Annotated in this window: 18 protein-coding genes; 7 read left to right on the forward strand and 11 right to left on the reverse strand. The window is 42.4% G+C overall.

Going from position 1 to position 18,866, the window contains the following annotated elements:
• Nucleotides 1–42 precede the first annotated feature (42 nt).
• Nucleotides 43–771 carry a glucosamine-6-phosphate deaminase gene (nagB, locus tag AC4HCY_RS04920; protein ID WP_491095510.1) on the forward strand — a complete coding sequence of 243 codons (729 nt, stop codon included), beginning with the start codon at nt 43–45 and terminating at the stop codon, nt 769–771.
• A gap of 152 nt (nt 772–923) precedes the next feature.
• Here the strand turns inward: nagB and AC4HCY_RS04925 are convergent, their stop codons facing one another.
• From AC4HCY_RS04925 to AC4HCY_RS04960, 8 genes are all read right to left on the reverse strand, one after another.
• Complete coding sequence (locus tag AC4HCY_RS04925; protein ID WP_323433613.1) at nt 924–1,601, reverse strand: HesA/MoeB/ThiF family protein; 678 nt, start codon at nt 1,599–1,601, stop codon at nt 924–926.
• A 129-nt stretch (nt 1,602–1,730) separates the two neighbouring features.
• The gene (locus tag AC4HCY_RS04930; protein ID WP_491095511.1) at nt 1,731–2,732 is read right to left on the reverse strand and encodes a 5-oxoprolinase subunit C family protein; all 1,002 of its coding nucleotides are present in this window, start codon (nt 2,730–2,732) and stop codon (nt 1,731–1,733) included.
• A 4-nt stretch (nt 2,733–2,736) separates the two neighbouring features.
• Nucleotides 2,737–3,471: a 5-oxoprolinase subunit PxpB gene (pxpB, locus tag AC4HCY_RS04935; RefSeq protein ID WP_491095512.1), complete on the reverse strand. Its 735-nt coding sequence runs from the start codon at nt 3,469–3,471 to the stop codon at nt 2,737–2,739.
• A 19-nt stretch (nt 3,472–3,490) separates the two neighbouring features.
• Nucleotides 3,491–4,678, reverse strand: coding sequence for an NRAMP family divalent metal transporter (locus tag AC4HCY_RS04940; protein ID WP_442916755.1), 1,188 nt, complete (start codon nt 4,676–4,678; stop codon nt 3,491–3,493).
• Between the two features lie 64 nt (nt 4,679–4,742).
• The gene (locus AC4HCY_RS04945) at nt 4,743–5,513 is read right to left on the reverse strand and encodes a LamB/YcsF family protein (RefSeq protein WP_323433617.1); all 771 of its coding nucleotides are present in this window, start codon (nt 5,511–5,513) and stop codon (nt 4,743–4,745) included.
• A 498-nt stretch (nt 5,514–6,011) separates the two neighbouring features.
• Entirely contained in the window at nt 6,012–6,800 is a 789-nt protein-coding gene (locus tag AC4HCY_RS04950; protein WP_323433618.1) for an IclR family transcriptional regulator, read from the reverse strand.
• A 142-nt stretch (nt 6,801–6,942) separates the two neighbouring features.
• Entirely contained in the window at nt 6,943–7,218 is a 276-nt protein-coding gene (locus tag AC4HCY_RS04955; RefSeq protein ID WP_323433619.1) for a spore coat protein, read from the reverse strand.
• Nucleotides 7,219–7,230: 12 nt separating this feature from the next.
• Nucleotides 7,231–7,431, reverse strand: a complete 201-nt coding sequence (locus AC4HCY_RS04960; RefSeq protein ID WP_255228143.1) for a hypothetical protein — start codon at nt 7,429–7,431, stop codon at nt 7,231–7,233.
• 181 nt (nt 7,432–7,612) lie between these two features.
• Here AC4HCY_RS04960 and AC4HCY_RS04965 point away from each other — a divergent pair, with 181 nt between their 5' ends.
• Complete coding sequence (locus AC4HCY_RS04965; protein WP_323433620.1) at nt 7,613–8,071, forward strand: hypothetical protein; 459 nt, start codon at nt 7,613–7,615, stop codon at nt 8,069–8,071.
• On the opposite strand, the gene AC4HCY_RS04970 is transcribed toward AC4HCY_RS04965, so the two are convergent.
• A complete protein-coding gene (locus AC4HCY_RS04970) occupies nt 8,068–8,718 on the reverse strand; it encodes a YigZ family protein (RefSeq protein WP_491095513.1) in 651 nt (216 codons plus the stop codon). The two genes, AC4HCY_RS04965 and AC4HCY_RS04970, sit on opposite strands and share 4 nt — an antisense overlap.
• A 156-nt stretch (nt 8,719–8,874) precedes the next feature.
• Between AC4HCY_RS04970 and AC4HCY_RS04975 the strand changes: the two genes are divergently transcribed.
• Nucleotides 8,875–9,879 carry a hypothetical protein gene (locus AC4HCY_RS04975; protein WP_323433622.1) on the forward strand — a complete coding sequence of 335 codons (1,005 nt, stop codon included), beginning with the start codon at nt 8,875–8,877 and terminating at the stop codon, nt 9,877–9,879.
• 40 nt (nt 9,880–9,919) lie between these two features.
• On the opposite strand, the gene AC4HCY_RS04980 is transcribed toward AC4HCY_RS04975, so the two are convergent.
• Nucleotides 9,920–12,496 (reverse strand): calcium-translocating P-type ATPase, PMCA-type, encoded by a 2,577-nt coding sequence (locus AC4HCY_RS04980; protein WP_491095514.1) that lies wholly within the window; start codon nt 12,494–12,496, stop codon nt 9,920–9,922.
• A 192-nt stretch (nt 12,497–12,688) separates the two neighbouring features.
• On the opposite strand from AC4HCY_RS04980, the gene AC4HCY_RS04985 reads away from it, so the two are divergent.
• Nucleotides 12,689–13,240, forward strand: coding sequence for a nuclear transport factor 2 family protein (locus AC4HCY_RS04985; protein WP_491095515.1), 552 nt, complete (start codon nt 12,689–12,691; stop codon nt 13,238–13,240).
• Nucleotides 13,241–13,244: 4 nt separating this feature from the next.
• Here the strand turns inward: AC4HCY_RS04985 and AC4HCY_RS04990 are convergent, their stop codons facing one another.
• Complete coding sequence (locus tag AC4HCY_RS04990; protein ID WP_323433625.1) at nt 13,245–14,414, reverse strand: class I SAM-dependent rRNA methyltransferase; 1,170 nt, start codon at nt 14,412–14,414, stop codon at nt 13,245–13,247.
• Between the two features lie 179 nt (nt 14,415–14,593).
• On the opposite strand from AC4HCY_RS04990, the gene AC4HCY_RS04995 reads away from it, so the two are divergent.
• Genes AC4HCY_RS04995 through AC4HCY_RS05005 form a run of 3 tightly spaced genes read left to right on the forward strand, consistent with a single transcriptional unit; the run spans nt 14,594 to nt 18,794 of the window.
• Nucleotides 14,594–16,978, forward strand: a complete 2,385-nt coding sequence (locus AC4HCY_RS04995) for a DUF8725 domain-containing protein (protein WP_491095516.1) — start codon at nt 14,594–14,596, stop codon at nt 16,976–16,978.
• A complete protein-coding gene (locus AC4HCY_RS05000) occupies nt 16,978–17,907 on the forward strand; it encodes an ABC transporter ATP-binding protein (RefSeq protein ID WP_323433627.1) in 930 nt (309 codons plus the stop codon). Before AC4HCY_RS04995 ends, AC4HCY_RS05000 begins: the two co-directional genes overlap by 1 nt.
• On the forward strand, nt 17,904–18,794 hold the full coding sequence (locus AC4HCY_RS05005) for an ABC transporter permease (protein WP_323433628.1): 891 nt from the start codon (nt 17,904–17,906) through the stop codon (nt 18,792–18,794). Before AC4HCY_RS05000 ends, AC4HCY_RS05005 begins: the two co-directional genes overlap by 4 nt.
• Nucleotides 18,795–18,866: the final 72 nt, after the last annotated feature.

Genomic DNA, 18,866 nt, shown 5'->3' on the forward strand with positions numbered 1-18,866 from the left:
TCTAATATAGTAAAATAAGGGGATAAAATAGGAGATGCGTATATGAATATAATTTTTGCACGTGACTATGATGAATTAAGCCGCCTGGCGGCAGCCAAGGTCGCTGATACAATGAGATCAAAGCCCGGTGCGGTTTTGGGACTGCCTACCGGCAGCACTCCCTTGGGCATGTATAGAGAGCTTATATCGATGTACAAAGAAGGCAAGCTATCCTTTAAGGATGTCACTACCTTTAATCTTGATGAATATGAGGGCATTCCCAAGGAAGATGAGAACAGCTATTACAGGTTTATGAGGGATAATTTCTTCAGCCACATAGATATAGACAAAGGAAGGACCAATATTCCTGATGGAATGTCCTGCGACGTGGAGGAAGAATGCAGAGATTACGAAAGAAGGATTGAAAAAGCCGGCGGGATTGATTTGATGGTCCTGGGAATAGGCAATAACGGGCACATAGGCTTTAATGAGCCGGCATCATACTACGCCGGAATAACTCATAGGGTGAAGCTTCACCAAAACACCATAGAGGCAAACGCCAGGTTCTTCGGCTCTGTTGAAAAGGTGCCCAAATATGCTGTCACCATGGGAATCAAGAGCATTATGCACTGCAGAAGCATAATGATTCTGGCCAGCGGCAAAGCAAAGGCCGGTGCAATAAAAAAAGCCCTGGAAGGGTCTATAACTCCTGAGCTTCCTGCTTCTGTGCTGCAGCTTCACAGGGACTTGACAGTAATAGTGGATGAGGAAGCAGGTTCTTTACTGAAGTAATTGGGAGACGGAAACCAGGTCAAGTCACTGAAGCTTCACAAAAAATCACTGAAGGGTTGATAATATTAAACTTATGTGAAATTTATGAAATAAAAAATCTCTTTGTGTTTTTTCGTGAAAAATTCCGTGTCTTTCAGTGGTTACCGTTCCCTTTACATCTCGATGATTTCATAATTATTATCCAAAAGGTTTATAAAAAGCATTTTGTTTCTTAAAAGCTCTCCTCTTCCGATAAGGAGCTTTAAGGCTTCAGAAACCTCAATGGATGCCGTCAGAGCAGGCGTGAAGGACGGATTTCCAAGGGGGTTTTTTATTTCTGCATCGTTAAGCCCTGAGTATATTTTATCCAGGGTCCTGTCTCCGGGCATTATGGTAGCAACCTGCGCATACCAGCCCGATATGGCGCCATGAACCAAGGGCACTCCAAGATCCTCGCAGGATTGCTGCAATATCATTCTGCCGCTCACATTATCCAGAGCATCGATGACCACTTCGGCTTTTTTTAGCATGATCCCGGCATTATTTTCATCTATTATATTCATTACAGGCAGAAGCTCTACATCCGGATTGACCAGCTTCATCCTCTCCAAAGCCGCCAATGCCTTGGGCTTGCCCAGATTTTGCGTATGAGAAAGTATCTGCCTGTTAAGATTGCTGTCTTCAAAAACATCGCCGTCTATGGCTATTATCTTACCTACACCCAATCTTCCCAGCATTTCTATTATGTGGCCGCCCAAGCCTCCGCAGCCTGCTACGGCTACTGTTTTATGTCTCAATAAGTTATTTTCTTCTTCTGATATACACATCATATTTCTGTCATATCTACCCACTGGTGCACCTCCAATGCAGTTTTGAATACATTATACCATAATCCGGGATATATAAAAAATGGGCAAATAGGAGAACGGAAACCACTGAAAGACACCCTCCGTGAAAATTCGTGGTTTCCGTTACCTTTGTCATTTCCTATTTATTGTAACACTGTAGGTTCTAGCTTCCTCCTGGATGATATGGCTGTTCTCTACTCTGAATTTTATATTCTTGATGTTTTCTTCATATTGGGTGAAGATGTCCTGACCCTCTTCTATAGTGACTGCCTGAAAATGTATTGCATCTCCGGGTCCCATTTGCGCAAGCAGCGGCAAATCTGCCCAAATAACAGTGGCAATCTTTGTATAGCCCCCGGTGGTTTGCCTGTCTGCCATCATGATAATAGGAGAGCCGTGTCCCGGCACCTGGACTGATCCGAATGCTATTCCGTCGGATATTATATCGGGGCCCTTGACGTGAGTAAGGGTGGGCCCTTCCAGTCTGTAACCCATTCGGTCTGCTTCCGCAGTAATTTTATATTCGGAATTCAAGAAGATCTCTATCATTTCAGAAGAAAAATGATCATCCTGAGGACCCAATATAACTCTTGCAATATTATTTTTGTGGAATCTCGGTATATACCCGGGAGAAATATATTTTCCCGCTTCCGCCTTTGAGCTTGCTGAATCTATGGGAACTTCATCGCCTTCCATAAGCTTTCTTCCGTTATAGCCTCCAAGGGAACCTCTTACATAAGTAGATCTGCTCCCCAGTATTGCAGGGATGCCAATGCCTCCGCCAAAGGCTATATAGGATCTGAGGCCCTCTGAGGATCCGGAGAAGGTGAGGCTGTCACCTTTGCTTACCTCAATGCTTCTCCACATATGAACTTTATTGCCGTTCAGTCTTGGCTCCATATTGGCGCCGGTTATAGCTATATATCCGTCAAATTCCATCTGGATGCTGGGTCCCATGAAGGTGGTTTCCAAAACCGCCGTATTTTCATCATTTCCTACAAGAATATTGGCAATTCTGAAGGAAAAGTCATCCATTGCTCCCGCTACGGGTATTCCGTATCTTTGAAGGCCCGTTCTCCCGCTATCTTGAACAGTTGTAAAAAGTCCTGGTTTCAATATTTTTATCATACCCATAACATTACTCCTTATCAAGCAAAGCAATATTTACTTTGTATTTCTTTTCTTCAACCAGCTTCAATATAGATTTGTATTCCTTTTCATCTACAGGTACAAATCTTACATAGTCTCCTGCATTCAATAAAACAGGAGGGTCACCGAAAGGATCATAAAGCTTTACGGGAGTTCTGCCTATCAACTGCCAGCCTCCGGGGCTGTCGATAGGATAAATGCCGGTTTGCTTCCCAGCGATTCCTACAGAGCCCCCGGGAATTTTGGTTCTCGGAGTTTTTAGCCTGGGGGTTTCGATCTTTTCCGACATACCCCCAAGGTATGGAAATCCGGGCGTAAAACCGAGCATATAGATCAAATAGTCTCTGGAGCTGTGAATTTTAATAACTTCATCCATTGACAGATTGTTATGCTGAGCCACAAATTTTATATCAGCGCCATATTCTCCGCCGTATACGGTAGGAATTTCCACTACCTTTGCCGGCTCTGAATCGGTATCACCGAGGTTTTCCTCCCATTCTCTCAATTTGCTGCAAAGCTCGCTGTAGCGGATTTTCACCGGGTTATAGGAAAGAAGCAGAGATCTGTATGTGGGAACCATCTCAAGTATTCCTTCCAGACCTGACTTTTCTATAGCAAGGTACATATTTCTTATTTTCTTATTTATCTCCGGACTAATGCTGTCACCAAACTCTATGATGAGGGATTTGTCTCCGGAGGGCAAAAACCTTGCGCTTTCATACATAGTCTCACCACCATTTAGTCTATTTAAATAATGCTTTGATTCCTGTTAAGGACTGAAGTCCGAGGTAGAGCGTGATCAGAACCACGAGGACCCCAAGTATAAGCATCCATTTAGGATGTTTATAATCCCCAACGACTTTTTTGTTTACTGAAGCCACGAGTATTGTACCTAATGTTATAGGAAGGATAAGGCCATTCAAGGAACCGGCGATTACCAATAGTGTAACCGGCCTGCCTATGGTTATGAATATCAGGGTGGACACTGCGATAAAAGCTATTATCCATTTGTTGTAGTGCTCATCTATAATTTTAGAGAAGCTCTTTAAGAAAGATACTGAAGTATATGCTGCACCTACTATAGAGGTCAAAGCTGCTGCAGCAATAACTACACCGAAGAATTTATAGCCGATAACTCCTGCCGCAAGCTGAAAAGCTGATGCCGGAGGATTGGCAGGATCTAACTGCATGCCTTTGGAAACCACACCTAATATAGCTAAGAATAAGAGTACTCTCATTATAAGTGCAATGGAAATCCCCATTATTGAGGAGTTTGTGATTTCATCAAGGTTTTCTTTTCCGCTGATTCCGGCATCTAACAGTCTATGTCCGCCTGAGAAGGTAATATAGCCGCCGACGGTTCCGCCTACTAAGGTGATTATTGCCAGCATCGGCATTTGCGTAGGCACAAAGGTTCTTGCTATTGCTTCACCTACAGGAGGTTGAGTTGTTAAAGCAACATAGCCTACCAAAACTATCATAAGCGCTCCAAGAACTTTTGTGAAAAAGTCCATTGCTTTGCCTGCTTCTTTTGATAGGAATATGGCGATGGCTATTGCAGCAGAAATTGCCGCACCTATCTTCAGATCTAATCCTAAGACCACTTCCAAGCCCATGGCTGCTCCGCCGACGTTGCCTATGTTGAATGCCAGACCGCCTAAAGCTACCAAAAATGCTATGAAATAACCTAGCCCGGGGAGTACGGTATTTGCAATATCCTGGCCTCTCATGCCGGATATGCCTATCACCCTCCAAACGTTTATCTGTGCTATGAAGGATAATATGATCGATGCTAAGATTACAAAGCCAAAGTCAGCCTTCAGTTGTTGCGTGAAAACTGCTGTCTGGGTGAGAAAGCCGGGCCCTATGGCTGATGTAGCCATCAAAAATGCTGCACCCAATAGAACTGAGAAATTTTTATTCTTCATAATGACGACTCCTCTCTAAATTAGCAATATTCTTGGTTAAGACGTATATTATAACTTCGCTTGAGATTTAAAATGCGCTGCTTAGGGGCTTTAACCCAACACCTTCTGCTTCCAGACTTTTTCTTATCGTGTTTACAAAGTTTACAGCCTCCGGATTGTCTCCATGGACACATATGGAATCGGCTGCTATAGATATCTCTTTACCGTCGATGGCAGTGACCTTGCCTGTCAATACCATTTTTTTGACTCTCTCGATAGCCTCCTTTTTATCATGGATCACTGAACCGGGCAGCTTGCGGGATACCAAGGTTCCATCTGAGTTGTAGGCTCTGTCTGCAAATACCTCCTGGGCAACCCTTAAACCTTTTTCCAAGGCTCTCTTTGCGATATAACTTCCAGACAGTGCCAATAATATTACGTTCTTATCAAATTCTAAGATTCCATTTATTATTTCTTCAGCAAGATCCGGCTTTACGGAGGTTGTGTTGTAGAAGGCTCCATGAAGCTTAACATGCTGAAGCTTTGCGCCCGAGGCCTGGACAAAAGCGTGAAGAGCACCCAGCTGATATAGCATGTATACCCTTGCTTCCTTTGGCGTGATGTCCATATTTCGCCTGCCAAAACCCATAAGGTCCGGATAACCGGGATGTGCGCCAATTCCTAATCCATTTGCAGCGGCCATTCTTACTGTGTCATCCATGATCAGAGGGTCTCCTGCATGCCATCCGCAGGCAATGTTTACCGAGCTTACATGCTTAAGCACTTCTTGGTCAAGGCCAAGTTTATAGCTGCCAAAGCTTTCTCCTACATCACTGTTTAGATCAACGAATTTGGACATAAAATTCCTCCTTTAATGGTTCATAATATGAACCACCGATTTAATTATAACAATTTGATTCTACAAATAGTCTGAAAAATCCTTCATTGTTAAATGATTGTCTATGTTCAGATTATTTATATATTATATTCACTTCAGGCTAATATTATTTCAAAATAAAAAGACATGCATAAGAAATAGCATATCTTTCAAGGCTGCTGATACATCAGCTATAAGAAGAATGGTATGTATATCTGAGCAGGCCGGGGGACGGAAACCACTGAAAGGCACGAAAATTTGCACTGAAAAACACGAAATAGGTAACAAAAAAGCTATAGTCAAGCTTGTCATTCTGAAGGAGCAAAGGGACTGAAGAGCCTCAAATTAGATCCTTCGGGCATAGCCCTCAGGATGACAAGGTCGCTGGACTTTCATAGCAATAACCCCAGTGTAAGGCTTTTATACACTATACATGGCTATACATGGATGCTATTGCTTATGAAGATATAATTAAGTTACTTATCCTCTGTAACCTAATGCCCGGGATATTCCGCGAGTGGCTTTCAAGACTTCGGACACATAGAGGTCGATGGTATCATCATTAAGGCGGTTTTCCGGTCCCACTATGCTTAGCGATCCTGCTACATTTCCTGTATAATCCATGATGGGAGCGCCTATGGCATAAGTTTCTTCAGCCAGCTCGCTGTAGCTTATGGTATAGCCCAGCTTTCTTGTTTCCTTGATTGTTTTCCAGATCTCATCTTTATCTATAACTGTATTCTTTGTATATTTTATAAGCTCAACCTTGCTCAATATCTTGTCAATTTCTTCATCAGGAAGAAAAGAAAATATTGCCCTGGGGCAGGCTCCTGCGTAGAGAGGCGCTCTTCGTCCCACCCTTGTATAAGCCTTTACAGGCCTTGAGCATTCCAGTTTTTCTATATATATGGCTTCATCGCTGCTTTGGACCACAAGCTGGGAGCATTCGTTTATCGCACTTCTAAGCCTTTCCATATAGGGTCTGGCTATAGCCTTAAGCTCGATATTATTGCTGACGATATTGCCAAGCTCAAGAAATTTAAGCCCTAGCTTATATTGGCTTTCTTTACCCATCACGTCCACCTTCTGCAGGTATCCTCTGCTTTCCAGAGTAGACAGTGTTCTATATACGGTAGCCTTTGGTATGTCTGATATTCGGGATAATTCGCTTAAACCGATGGTATCCCTGTCATAATTAAAATAGCTCAGAAGATATAGTGCCTTATCCAGGCTGTTATTTTTTGAGTCCTTTTTTTCTTTTTCTTGCATGGCAATCTCCCCACTCAAATCTAAGCACTGTAGTTATTTAATAGGCATTTGGCCTTAAATACTTTTCTTATTATATCATATCATAAAAAAAAATAACGGTCATGCATAGGATTTTTATCTGCGCATGACCGTTGACCGGCTCTTACAATTGATTTTTTATATTGGAATATTTATTTTTAGCATTATTTACATCCTGATCTTGAGCATCCTTTGTTTGATACCAGCCTTTTTTCTTCATTGTATCAAATATAGTATATTGCAACTGATGAGTTTCCAGCAGGTTGCTTGTGAGCGTCTGCCTTAAGTTCTGACAGGAAGACTCTGTTATTCCCGTGTTGTAAGCAGATATTATTTGTTTTTCCATAGTGAGCAGATCATCCATTATATCTTGATCATTAAACTGTGCATTATTATTCATCTATAGTTCCTCCTATTTGTGAGAATTTAAATAATTGAGCAGCTGGTCGAAGTGGGCCTTGTGTTTTGCGGCCGCATCATTGCAAATATTTGTAAGCTCTCCATTAGTGCATTGCTGCGCAGCCTGCCGATATTTTTTTACAGCCAGAGCTTCATAATTTAATTGATCTTCTAATACTGTAAGGTTTTTTGCTTCTATCTGGGGATTGTTCATGTACATTTCCTCCATTCATTTCATTTCAATATTTTCACATATATTTTATATATATTATGAAAAAATTATTAGTGGAAACAAAATCTATATATGGACAAGCCTTCTCATAGATAGGTTTGAACATGCACGTAAATTTTTACCATGCATATATTAGAATAAGTATGATTTAGGAGGTAGATTTGTGAATAAAACGATGACTTGCCCTATGATGAATAATATGAATTGGGCAATGGCACCTCAGATGTATCAGGGTATGGAATACGGTATGGAGCCTGATATGGAAGATATTTATGCTGAAGATGATAGAGACGAAGAATACTTTAAGGATATGCACCCTGAAAGCTGCAAAAAGATCATGCCTTATATAAATAAAGAACTGGATAGGATGGAAACAGAAGAAAGTCCGTTGTATGAAGAATATCCGGATAGAGAACTGCTTGAGCGCATGGGGGACAGGATATATGACAAAGCAGTGGCAGATATGCCTGAGATGGAGGAACAGTGGGAAGGAAGGCAGTTCGGCCGCAGAAGATTCCTTAGGGACTTGGTAGGAGTTTTGCTTTTAGGAGAACTTCTTGGCAGAAGGAGAAGGCGCAGGAGAAGAAATTACGACTATTACAATAATGATTGGTACTACTAAAGCGGCCGGCCGGTTTGAAGGTCTACCTTCATCATATCATTTTTTATATGCTCAATGACAGCATTGCCATTGGTCCAGTTATTGATGTCCCCTATGAGAGCATCCTTTTGCTCAGGCGGTATGAGGAAGGTCATTTCAACCATGTCCGTATAAAGAATATCCTTTATTAAATATTCCTTTTTCATAGATTCGCGTTGGATTTTGCCCAGCTGGCTGTAATCAATATGGACTGAATAAAATGAAAAGGCTCTCACTTCGATAATTCCAGCTGCCGAGACTGCAAGCTTTGCACCTTCGGCGTAAGCCCTTATGAGGCCTCCGGCACCAAGGAGAATGCCGCCGAAATAGCGGGTAACGACGACAATTGTATTAGTGAGGCCTTCTTTTCGTAAAATTTCTAAAATAGGCATTCCGGCTGTGCCGGAAGGCTCACCGTCATCACTGGAACGTTGTATAGAGGCACTTTCTCCTAAAATGTACGCATAGCAGTTATGAGTAGCATCATAATGCTTTTTTTTAATAGAATTCAAAAATTCTATTGCTTGCTCCTCAGTGGTTGCCGGCATTGAATAGGATATAAACCGGGACTTCCTCTCAATAAAAGAAGCCTCTCCGTATTCCTTTAACGTTTTGTATGATTTTTCCATAGCACACCTGTAAAAAAGTATTTTCAGCACATATTATACAATAAAGCACACATATTTGCCAGTTTCAAAATATTACATAGTATTTATAGTCAATATCCTTGTTAATATCCTTCCATTGTGTTAATAATATTCTTATCAATTTACTTGGAGGATCATATGGATACAAGAATTTGGTGTGAGTTTGCTAAGCCTCTGGAGGTTTGCTCTGATCATATATTGGACATTTTTAAAAAACATGATGTAACGTTAAATTATAGGCTTGATTATGGAGAGGATAGCTCCGAGTTCTATAAAATGCTGGAGATATACAATAAAAGTGGAATTCCGGTGTCTATCTGGGCAACCTTATCCGACGATATGGGATATTGGGTAAACGAGCAAAATGCCCAAAATTTTTTTGATTATATAAAGGCTTTGCTGAGCAGGATTGAGAGCAAGGGCTTAAAGATCAAAGGATTGTGTATTGATATGGAATCTCCGCTGGAGGATATAAGGCGTATCGGATCGCCCAGAAACAAGCTTGAGCCCATAATAGCCTATGGGAGAATGCTTACTTCCAACCTCAACAAGAGTCGGTTTAAAAAATCAACGGATATTTTTACCGATGCGGCCTGCTATATAAGGGAAAAAGGTCTGGAAGGATATGCAACCTGCATACGCCATAGCTATTATGATCTCAGATTCGGCAGTGAGCTGATGCAGAATGCTCTGGAAATACCGGTCTTTAAGGTGCCCTGGGATAAATACAATCTTATGTATTATGCCACGATGATAAGAAATGAGATGAAAAAATATAAGAAGGTCAATGTGGATTATTTGATATATCATCAGGTTTCTTATTTGAAGAGAATTCTCAATGACAAGCTGGCCGTATCCGTCGGGGTCACAAATATAGGAAAGCTGGGAAACGAGCCCTATTACGAGTGCATGGATGATTTTGAGAAGGATATAGGCATTTTGAAGGAATGCGGTGTGGAGGACTTTTCACTGTTCAGCTTGGACGGCATCATGAATAATAAGGCCAGGCTGGAAGAGTTTTTAAGCAGGATGAAAAATGCAAAGCCTCTGAAGCCGGAGCCTTGCTCACGTGTTATACGAAACGAAGCCTTGGTAGGCTATATGATGAATCTGGGGAAGCTGTACTATCAACTATTCAGATGAATATGGAAATGGGGAGGCGGAGAACACGTTCTCCGTTCTCCTACCTGCGCTTTTTCTTGGTAGTAAATACAGATACTATCGTCCATATCAAGGACATGGAAACTACTATGGTCCATTCGATTCCTCGAAGCGCAACCGTATCAAATATGGTGTGGAAGAAGGGTACATAGATGACCATGAGCAAAAGCCCCAAGGAACACAAGACAGCAAGTATCAGCCATATATTGGTCAGAGGGTTGATTTTAAGTATTGATCTATGCTCCGACCTGCATTCAAATACGAAGGACAGCTGAGAGAGCACAAGGGAAGCGAAGGCGCAGGTCCTTGCTCTCTGTATATCGTTGTATGTCAGATAAAGCATAAGTGCATATACCGACAAAGTGCCTAAGCCGATGGCGATCCCTCTCATCAATATCTTTAAACCCAGACCTTCTGAAAAGATGCCTTCTTTTTTGCTTCGAGGCCTTCTCAGCATTATATCATTATCAGGCGGGTCTATCCCTAATGCCATGGCAGGAAGTCCGTCGGTGACTAAATTTACCCACAATATCTGGATTGGTATCAGCGGCACAGGCATATACAAAAGAGAAGCTAGAAACATGGTCAATACTTCCCCAATATTGCAGGATAGCAAGTAACGGATGAATTTTCTTATGTTGTCATAAATGATCCTGCCTTCTTCAACCGCGGCTACGATGGTGGAAAAATTATCATCCAAAAGCACCATTGAAGATGCTTCCTTGGTTACATCGGTTCCGGTTATGCCCATAGAGATGCCTATATCTGCCTCTTTTATTGCAGGTGCGTCATTAACCCCGTCCCCGGTCATGGCAACTGTATGGCCTGAGGCCTTCAACGCCTTCACTATTCTGAGCTTATGCTTCGGAGATACTCTGGCATATACTGCTATGCGGCCTGATGCCTTTTCAAGCTGTTTGTCGCTCAGTTTATCAAGCTCACTCCCGGCCAGTATCTGGCTTTCTGAAGTTAAGATTCCTAATTCTTTCCCGATTGCAGCCGCTGTCATTTTGTGATCCCCTGTTATCATGACGGGCCTGATGCCTGACATGATACAGGTTTCAACTGCTTTTGCAGCCTCCGGCCTTGGAGGATCTATCATGCCGGTCATACCAAGAAATACAAGATCCTTTTCCAATGAGTTTTTGTCTATTGAGCCATCAAGCTTTTTGTAGGCTGCACCCAGAACTCTCAAGGCTGATGATGCCATCCTCTCATTTGCAGATAATATGTTCTTCATATCCAGATAGGTCATGGGCTGCTCCCCTTTAGGCCCATAATATTTGGAGCATAAGCCTAAGATAATGTCTACTGCACCCTTTACGAACACATAGGATTCACCGTTCTTCCTTTTCGCTGCCACTGTCATTCTTTTTCTGTCAGAATCAAAGGGTATTTCATGAACACGCTTATATTCCTTATCCAGATTTGGTTTCTTTATGCCTGCTGTCCATGCCGCTTTGAGTATTGCCAGTTCCGTAGGGTCTCCCGAGCTCTCCGGCTCCGACATCAGCTTTTCTTCATAAAAAGCATCATTGCATACTGCGGAAGCTGTGAAAAAAAGCTTTACAGCATCTGAAGAAGGGAATCTATCCTTTTGGGGCTCTATAAACTTGTCTCCTATATACAGCTTTTTTACCGTCATTTTGTTCTGGGTCAGGGTACCGGTCTTGTCGGAGCATATTACAGTTGTGCTTCCCAGCGTCTCTACTGCAGGCAGCTTTCTTACCAGCGCATTTCTCTTATACATCCGTTGGACACCTATAGCCAGCGCCACAGTGACGATGGCAGGCAGTCCTTCAGGTATAGCTGCAACTGCAAGGCTTATGCCCGTGAGGAGCATATTATAGGGTTCTTCTCCTCTCATTATCCCGGTTATTGAAACTATAGCGCATATGATAAGGCATATGGCTACTATGTATTTGCCTAACTGAGCCAACCTTCTTTGCAGCGGCGTATATTCATCAGGTATTTCCTGCAGCATGTTGGCTATTTTACCCATTTCCGTATTCATACCCGTAGAATATGTGACGACCTTTGCCTTTCCTGACGTGGATATGGTTCCCATGAACACCCTGTCAGAGCCCCTGGGTTTTTTCTCTACGGGGACTGATTCTCCGGTAAGCAGGGACTCGTCTACCATAAGACCTGTGCATTCAAGGACTATTCCATCTGCAGGTATTCTATCGCCTGCCTCTATGAGCAGCAGATCCCCCGGAACCACATATTTGGCACTGATATGAGACAGCTTGCCTTCCCTTACGACTTTGGCCCCCGGTGCAGAAAGCTCCATCAATGCTTCTATGGAGCGCTCTGCCTTGAACTCCTGGATAAAGCCGAGTATGGAGTTCAATACTATTATTGCCAGTATGGTTATTGCATCTGCTCTCTCACCAAAAAACCAGGATATCAGGGCGGCTCCTATCAGCACTAATGTCATGAGATTTTTAAACTGTTCAGCGAAAATAGTTATAGGACCTTTTTTATTCTTTTTTATCAGCTCATTGAACCCGTGTTTTTTTAGTTTCTCCAGAGCCTCTTTTTCACTTAGCCCTTTAGTCAGCGGCCCTTTTCCCCAGTTGATATTTATGTTTTCCATATTAGTCCCCTCTTTTCCCTATGCTTTTCCTTTTAACACCGAATGAAGTCTCGTTCAATTATTATTCTTGAAAAGGGGATAATATGTTATCAGACAGGCACATTATGTACAAAGAAATTAACAGTATCCTCAGTTCGGATAAAAAATACATGGCAGGAAATGCTATAAGTAAAAGCTTTGGGAGGGATAAGATTGAATTTTAATAAAAAAAGATACGGAATACTTTCTTTTATTGTAACAGCAGGGCTTTTGGCGTTTTTAGCCGCCTTCTTTTTTGCTGATAAAGGGTATTTCGGGCAGTTATTTACTAATATAAAAAAGCCCAAGATTGAGGAAAACGCTGATCCGGGAAAAAATCCGGAATCAGATATATCCATGGGAAAATCAGAGAAAGATATCATTGATGAGACTATCGAAAAGATGTCGCAAAGCTTTGTTGCAAGCTGTTTTGCAAGAGATGAATATATTATTAACGACTTGCTTTCTAAAGATGCAGCCTATATCAAGTCTCCCGACGGTTCATCCTTTATAAGATATACAGGAGGCGGTCAGCTGATAGAGGGCTATATGGCTACTGACAGAAGCCTGGCGGATTACAGGCAGCGCTGGTGCTATACGGAGGGTGAGACAGCCATGGCCGGTGTGGAGATAACACTTGAAGGCAATAACAAGCCTGTTGTATGGTATCTCCACTATAAAAAGGAAAACGGTCAGTGGAAGCTTTTTATGCTGGAAAATGAGTAGGGACCTACAATACCTGCATTATGACGCACTTTAGGTAAAGGGATTCATTATAGGCCGATATTATGGGATGGTCCTTTGCCTGGACTCGTGACTCTATGATGCGCAGTGTTTTTTTCGCGTCTTTGGCAGCCTCGAGGAGCATTTTTTGAAATATTTCGGGATACATGTAGTGGGAGCATGAGCAGCTGATCAAGAAGCCGCCGGGATTTATTATTTTCATCGCTCTCAGGTTTATTTCCTTATAACCTCTATAAGCTCCCTTTAGCGCTGATTTTGACTTGCAAAAAGCAGGAGGGTCTAAAATGACCACATCAAATTTTTCTCCATTTTGCTGATATTCCTTCAATATATCGAATACATTGGCCAAAACTACATGGACCTTTCCCTGCAGACCGTTCAGAGCCGCATTAGCAGCTACATATCCTGCTGCATGGTCTGATATATCTACTGCGATGACCTCTCTGGCTCCATAATGAGCGGCATGGAGAGCGAAGCCTCCTGTATGGGTAAAGGTGTCCAGTACCCTTGCATTGCCTACAAGGGGCTTGAGAGCGGCCCGATTTTCCCTTTGGTCCAGAAAATAGCCGGTTTTCTGGCCGTTTTCAATATCTACAAGCATTTTGACTTCGTTTTCTACAATTTCAACCTTGGTGTCAAAAGGGCCCTTCAAAAATCCCTTCTTTTGCTCCATACCTTCCAATTCTCTGATCTGCACATCATTTCTTTCATATATGCCTTTAGGGTTCAGTATCTCGTCTAGGATTTCCACAATCATATCCTTGTATTTTTCTATGCCGAGGGATAGGGTCTGAATGCTCAAATAATCCTCAAATTTATCGACTATAAGTCCGGGAATGAAGTCGGCTTCGCCGAACACAACCCTGCAGCTTCTTGTGTCAACCATTTTTTTTCTGTATTCCCAGGCATCATTTATTCTTTTCCTTAAGAATTCCCTGTTTATATCCTCTTGCTTTCTGGTCAGTATCCTTACTCTTATCTTTGAATTATCATTTATGTAGCCTCTTCCGATGAATTTATCCTTCCAATCATATATATCGACAATATCGCCATTCTCATAGCTTCCATGGACCTTATCGATTTCATTGTCATATACCCATGGATGGCCTTCAACGATTCTTTTATCTTTTCCCTTTTGCAGCTGAAGCTTTATCATATTTTCTATCTTATCCTCCTTAAAATTCAGAACTCAGAGCTTGAGACTTAATATTAATAATATTACATTGCCCAAAAGTATTATACAATAGTATTAATATATGTAAGCTTGTAACTTTTTAGATAGTGTTGCGTCTTAATTAATGATGCATTCGGGACTTAAATTTTGGAGGTATGATGATGAAGAAGATTATTGCGGTTTTATTGGTGGGAATATTGATGCTCACAAGCATAATGCCTATATATGGAGATGACGGAAGCATTAAGGTCAGTACGGAAATAGGCTTCAATAAAGTTTACAGGACAGGCTTTACGACTCCTGTAACTATAACGCTGGAAAATAATAAAAAGGATATTGACGGGGAGATTCAAATCGAGATTCCCAGCTCGGCAGGCCCTATGGGCGTGGAGACGGTCAATATCTATTCTATAAATATAAATCACCCCAAAAATACTACAAAAAAATACACCATGAATATACCGATACCTGCATCCTTGCTTACTACAAAGCTGAGGATAGTAGAAGGGAAAAAGATTCTGCATGAGCACTATATGAGAATAGATATGGGAATAGCAGAAAATGTGATGCTTGCAGGTGTGCTAAGCGATAATCCCGCAAATTTGAGCTATATGAATGGTTTTACCTTTAAAGCTCTTCAAGGAAGCAACAGCATGAAAATGGCTGATCTGAGTGAGGAATCCTTTCCTGAGGATCTTGAAGTGCTGAACGGCTTTAACGCAATAATAATAAATGATTACGATTCTTCAAAGCTGGATGAGGAGCAGTATAAAACCTTAAAAAGGTGGGTAAACCAGGGCGGAATTTTAATCCTGGGAACGGGCCCCAATGGAGGAAAGACTCTATCGGTCTTCAAGGATGATTTTATGACCGGAGAAAAGGGAAGCTTGATCAAGGTATCTGCAAAGGGGATGGGCGCATTAGCAGGAGACGGATTTGCAGAAACCATTGAGGTGCTGGATATAAAGGCGAAGGGCGGAGAAGCTTTGATCTCCGAGAATGGAATAAACATAGTGCAGCAGATAGGCAAAGGCAAAGGGAGGATACTCTTATTATCCTTTGATATGGGCCTTGAACCCATATCTTCCTGGAAGCTCAACAGGTACTTTATGGAAGCCCTGGTTCAGAGAGCAGCTCCGCCAATTTACTCAGGAGAATACTTTGAAAAGTACATGGCCATGGAACGAGGCTACGAACACAGGATAGACAGAGCCCTGAGGAATATCCCTGAGATTCCGCTCCCCGGATATAAGACGATCATTATATTATTTGCAATATATATTTTACTCGCTGCTCCCGTGAGCTATATTATATTGAAAAAGAGGGACAAAAGAGAGCTGGTGTGGGCAGTGGTACCCGCATTATCTATAGTATTCACAGTTTTCATATACTTTGTAGGCTTCGGCACCAGGCTTACCGGACCTATATTCAATAAAATATCCGTCATATACGGTGACGGCACAGGAGAATTAACGTCAAGATCCTTCGGCGGAGTGTTTACACCGAACAAAATGGATCTGAAGGTGGAAGGCGCAGGAGGGACCAAGATAAGACCGCTGATGAGCCAGGGTTATTCCGGCAGGTCCTATACAAATTGGGAGGATAAAAGGGTTGAAACAAAGATCACCGTGGCCCCGAAAGCAAGCGTGGAATTCTATGACATAGGGGTATGGAGCACGAAGACTTTAGCCCTGGATAATGCTGAGGATATGGAGGGCAGCATAAAGAGCGAAATAAGCTATGCAGATTCAGGGTTTACCGGATCCATTGAAAATTCAGCTGGCTTCGATCTGGAAGACTGCTATATAATATCTTCCTACCAGTATATGCATATCGGCGACATAAAAAGCGGCGAGAAGAAGGAAGTAGGCGGAGCGGCAGAAAAATACTACGGCAACAGATATGATCTCATGGAGGCCTTATATAATACACGTAATGTGAGAAACAGCGGGCAGAAGCTGACGGATAGTGATATAGCTCAGCTCCGAAAAGATAATCAAAAAAGGGATATACTGGAATACTGCTTTTACGATGGAAATTCCGGGATAGAGGGCATAAAGCTGATAGGCTGGACAAAAGCTTCCATAGGCGGCCAGGTAAAGGTAAACGGGAAAGATATAAAAAGCTATGAGAAATCCGTGGCTATAATAGATTTGAAGATGGCTATGCAGCCCGGAGAAGAAGTAGAGCTGCCCTTTGGATATATAAAGCCTGCAATAGAAGGGGACATGGTAAAGGGTAATTATGATTCTTATAACAATATGTATTACGGCAACGGCACATTAGAGGTTTCTTTTAAAATAGATGAAAATATAGAACCAAAAGCAATAAGCATAAGCTATGACAAGCCGGGACCAAATGTAAAGCAGTATATATGGAATGAAGTGATAGAAGGTTGGGAGGCCGGAGATTTCAGCAGCTTTGACATTGAAGGAGCAAATATGGAAAAATATTTAGGCCAAGGGAAGGCCATCAGGCTAATGTTTCAGATAAACGGCGGTGAATTTCGACTTCCGCAGATCTCAGTGAAGGGAAGTGTGAAGTAATGTTGAAGATAAACGGACTTGTAAAGAAATACGGAAGGTTTACTGCTGTTGACGAACTGGATCTCAGCGTGCCTGAGGGTGAGATATTCGGATTTGTAGGGCCTAACGGTGCAGGAAAGACCACCACCATGAAGATAATATGCGGGCTTATGGCAGCAGACGGCGGAAGTGTTCTTGTGGAAGGCATAGATGTGGTAAGGAACGGCAGAAAAGCAAAAGAGGTAATAGGATATATGCCGGATTTTTTCGGTGTATATGACGATTTGAAGGTAACCGAGTATCTGGATTTTTATGCATCCATATACAGTATGAATGCCGGCGAGAGAAAGAATATTTGTAATGATCTGCTGGAACTGGTAGATCTTAATGATAAAAGAGATGCCTATGTGGACAGCTTATCCAGAGGCATGAAGCAGAGGCTCTGCCTTGCCAGAAGTCTGGTGCATAATCCCAGGCTTCTGATTCTGGATGAGCCGGCATCAGGTATGGACCCAAGGGCAAGGGTCGAGATGAAGGAGATCCTCCGCACTCTCAGGGAGCTGGGCAAGACCATAGTGATAAGCTCTCACATACTGCCTGAGCTTTCTGAGCTTTGCACCTCCATAGGCATAATCGATAGGGGCAAGATTGTCATAAGCGGTACGGTATCGGATATAATGCAGCAAATATACAGCAAGAAATATATAAAGATCAGGCTGAGCGGCAAAGCAGCGGAAGCGCAAAGGGTACTCCTCGAGTTTCCGCTGATCACAAGCACCAGAGAAGGCGGGGACTTCATAGAGGCCGGCTTCGAAGGAAATGATGAGGATATGAGCCTGATTCTTAAGGAACTTATAAAAAGAGATATCCCTGTCATAAGCTTTGCCCAGATGGATGGCAATCTTGAAGATGTGTTTATGAGAGTAACGAAGGGAGAGGAAGCGCGATGAAGATAAATCCAGTGCTGCAAAAGGAAATGAAGATACGCATGAGAGGCTGGCGGGCCGCCGGAATGATAGGCGTATACCTGATATTCCTGGCTTTGACTGCTTCCTTTGTCATGATAATAGCCAGGCAGGATTATTATAGATCTACACTAGACTCTGAATTAGCTATGGGAAGTTATATCGGGCTTGCCGTTATGCAGTTCGTCTTGATATCCTTTATTGCACCGGCGCTTACTACCGGAGCAATATCGGGTGAGAGGGAAAAGCAGACGCTGGATCTTTTGCTTTGCACCAGAATGACGCCTTTCTCTATAGTGATAGGCAAGCTTTTTGCATCCATAAGCCAGATAATATTATTGATAGTCGCATCCCTCCCCATATTTTCTATTGTATTCCTATTCGGGGGGATATCCTTCAAGGAGCTTTTGGAGCTCTTTGGATTCTTTATTATAATCGCTATAACCTTCGGCAGCATAGGAATCTTTTACTCCTGCTATTTCAAAAGAACCACTGCCGCTAATGTTCTGGCATACGGCACCATAGCCTTTCTGTACTTCGGCACTATATTTCTTACCCTAATGTATCTGAGTGCAGTACAAGATTTTGATTATAAGGGAGTCTTTCCTCTTTTATATTCAAATCCTATCATAGGCTTTACTTCTCTTTTGTGGAGCCAGTTCAGAGGAGGCAGCACGAATTTCATTCCGGGATTCAGCATAGGCAGCCAGGGCTCAGGCAACTATTTAAGTCCATGGTTGATCAACCTGATTTTCAATATCGTATTGTCTATATCGCTGCTGTTGTTATCGGCCAATAAGATAAATCCTCTGAAAAGCAAATTTAAACCGAAGGGCAGGATTAACGGAGCAGATAAGCAGACGGGCAAATAGGCTAATAGGGGCACGGAGAACACAGCCCAAAAGGAATACCCGAATGCCAGAGGCTAGCGGCTAGAAGCCAGA

It is taken from the genome of Lutispora sp. QWL-02 (genome assembly GCF_058315355.1).

Excerpts from the sequence above, each read along its gene's own strand:
- AC4HCY_RS04950 (WP_323433618.1), bottom strand. The coding sequence starts at position 6,800 with ATGCAAGAAAAAGAAAAAAAGGACTCAAAAAATAACAGCCTGGATAAG.
- AC4HCY_RS04930 (WP_491095511.1), bottom strand. The coding sequence starts at position 2,732 with ATGGGTATGATAAAAATATTGAAACCAGGACTTTTTACAACTGTTCAA.
- AC4HCY_RS04960 (WP_255228143.1), bottom strand. The coding sequence starts at position 7,431 with ATGAACAATCCCCAGATAGAAGCAAAAAACCTTACAGTATTAGAAGAT.
- AC4HCY_RS04970 (WP_491095513.1), bottom strand. The coding sequence starts at position 8,718 with ATGGAAAAATCATACAAAACGTTAAAGGAATACGGAGAGGCTTCTTTT.
- AC4HCY_RS04955 (WP_323433619.1), bottom strand. The coding sequence starts at position 7,218 with ATGAATAATAATGCACAGTTTAATGATCAAGATATAATGGATGATCTG.
- AC4HCY_RS05005 (WP_323433628.1), top strand. The coding sequence starts at position 17,904 with ATGAAGATAAATCCAGTGCTGCAAAAGGAAATGAAGATACGCATGAGA.
- nagB (WP_491095510.1), top strand. The coding sequence starts at position 43 with ATGAATATAATTTTTGCACGTGACTATGATGAATTAAGCCGCCTGGCG.
- AC4HCY_RS05000 (WP_323433627.1), top strand. The coding sequence starts at position 16,978 with ATGTTGAAGATAAACGGACTTGTAAAGAAATACGGAAGGTTTACTGCT.
- AC4HCY_RS04990 (WP_323433625.1), bottom strand. The coding sequence starts at position 14,414 with ATGATAAAGCTTCAGCTGCAAAAGGGAAAAGATAAAAGAATCGTTGAA.
- AC4HCY_RS04975 (WP_323433622.1), top strand. The coding sequence starts at position 8,875 with ATGGATACAAGAATTTGGTGTGAGTTTGCTAAGCCTCTGGAGGTTTGC.
- AC4HCY_RS04980 (WP_491095514.1), bottom strand. The coding sequence starts at position 12,496 with ATGGAAAACATAAATATCAACTGGGGAAAAGGGCCGCTGACTAAAGGG.
- pxpB (WP_491095512.1), bottom strand. The coding sequence starts at position 3,471 with ATGTATGAAAGCGCAAGGTTTTTGCCCTCCGGAGACAAATCCCTCATC.
- AC4HCY_RS04995 (WP_491095516.1), top strand. The coding sequence starts at position 14,594 with ATGAAGAAGATTATTGCGGTTTTATTGGTGGGAATATTGATGCTCACA.
- AC4HCY_RS04945 (WP_323433617.1), bottom strand. The coding sequence starts at position 5,513 with ATGTCCAAATTCGTTGATCTAAACAGTGATGTAGGAGAAAGCTTTGGC.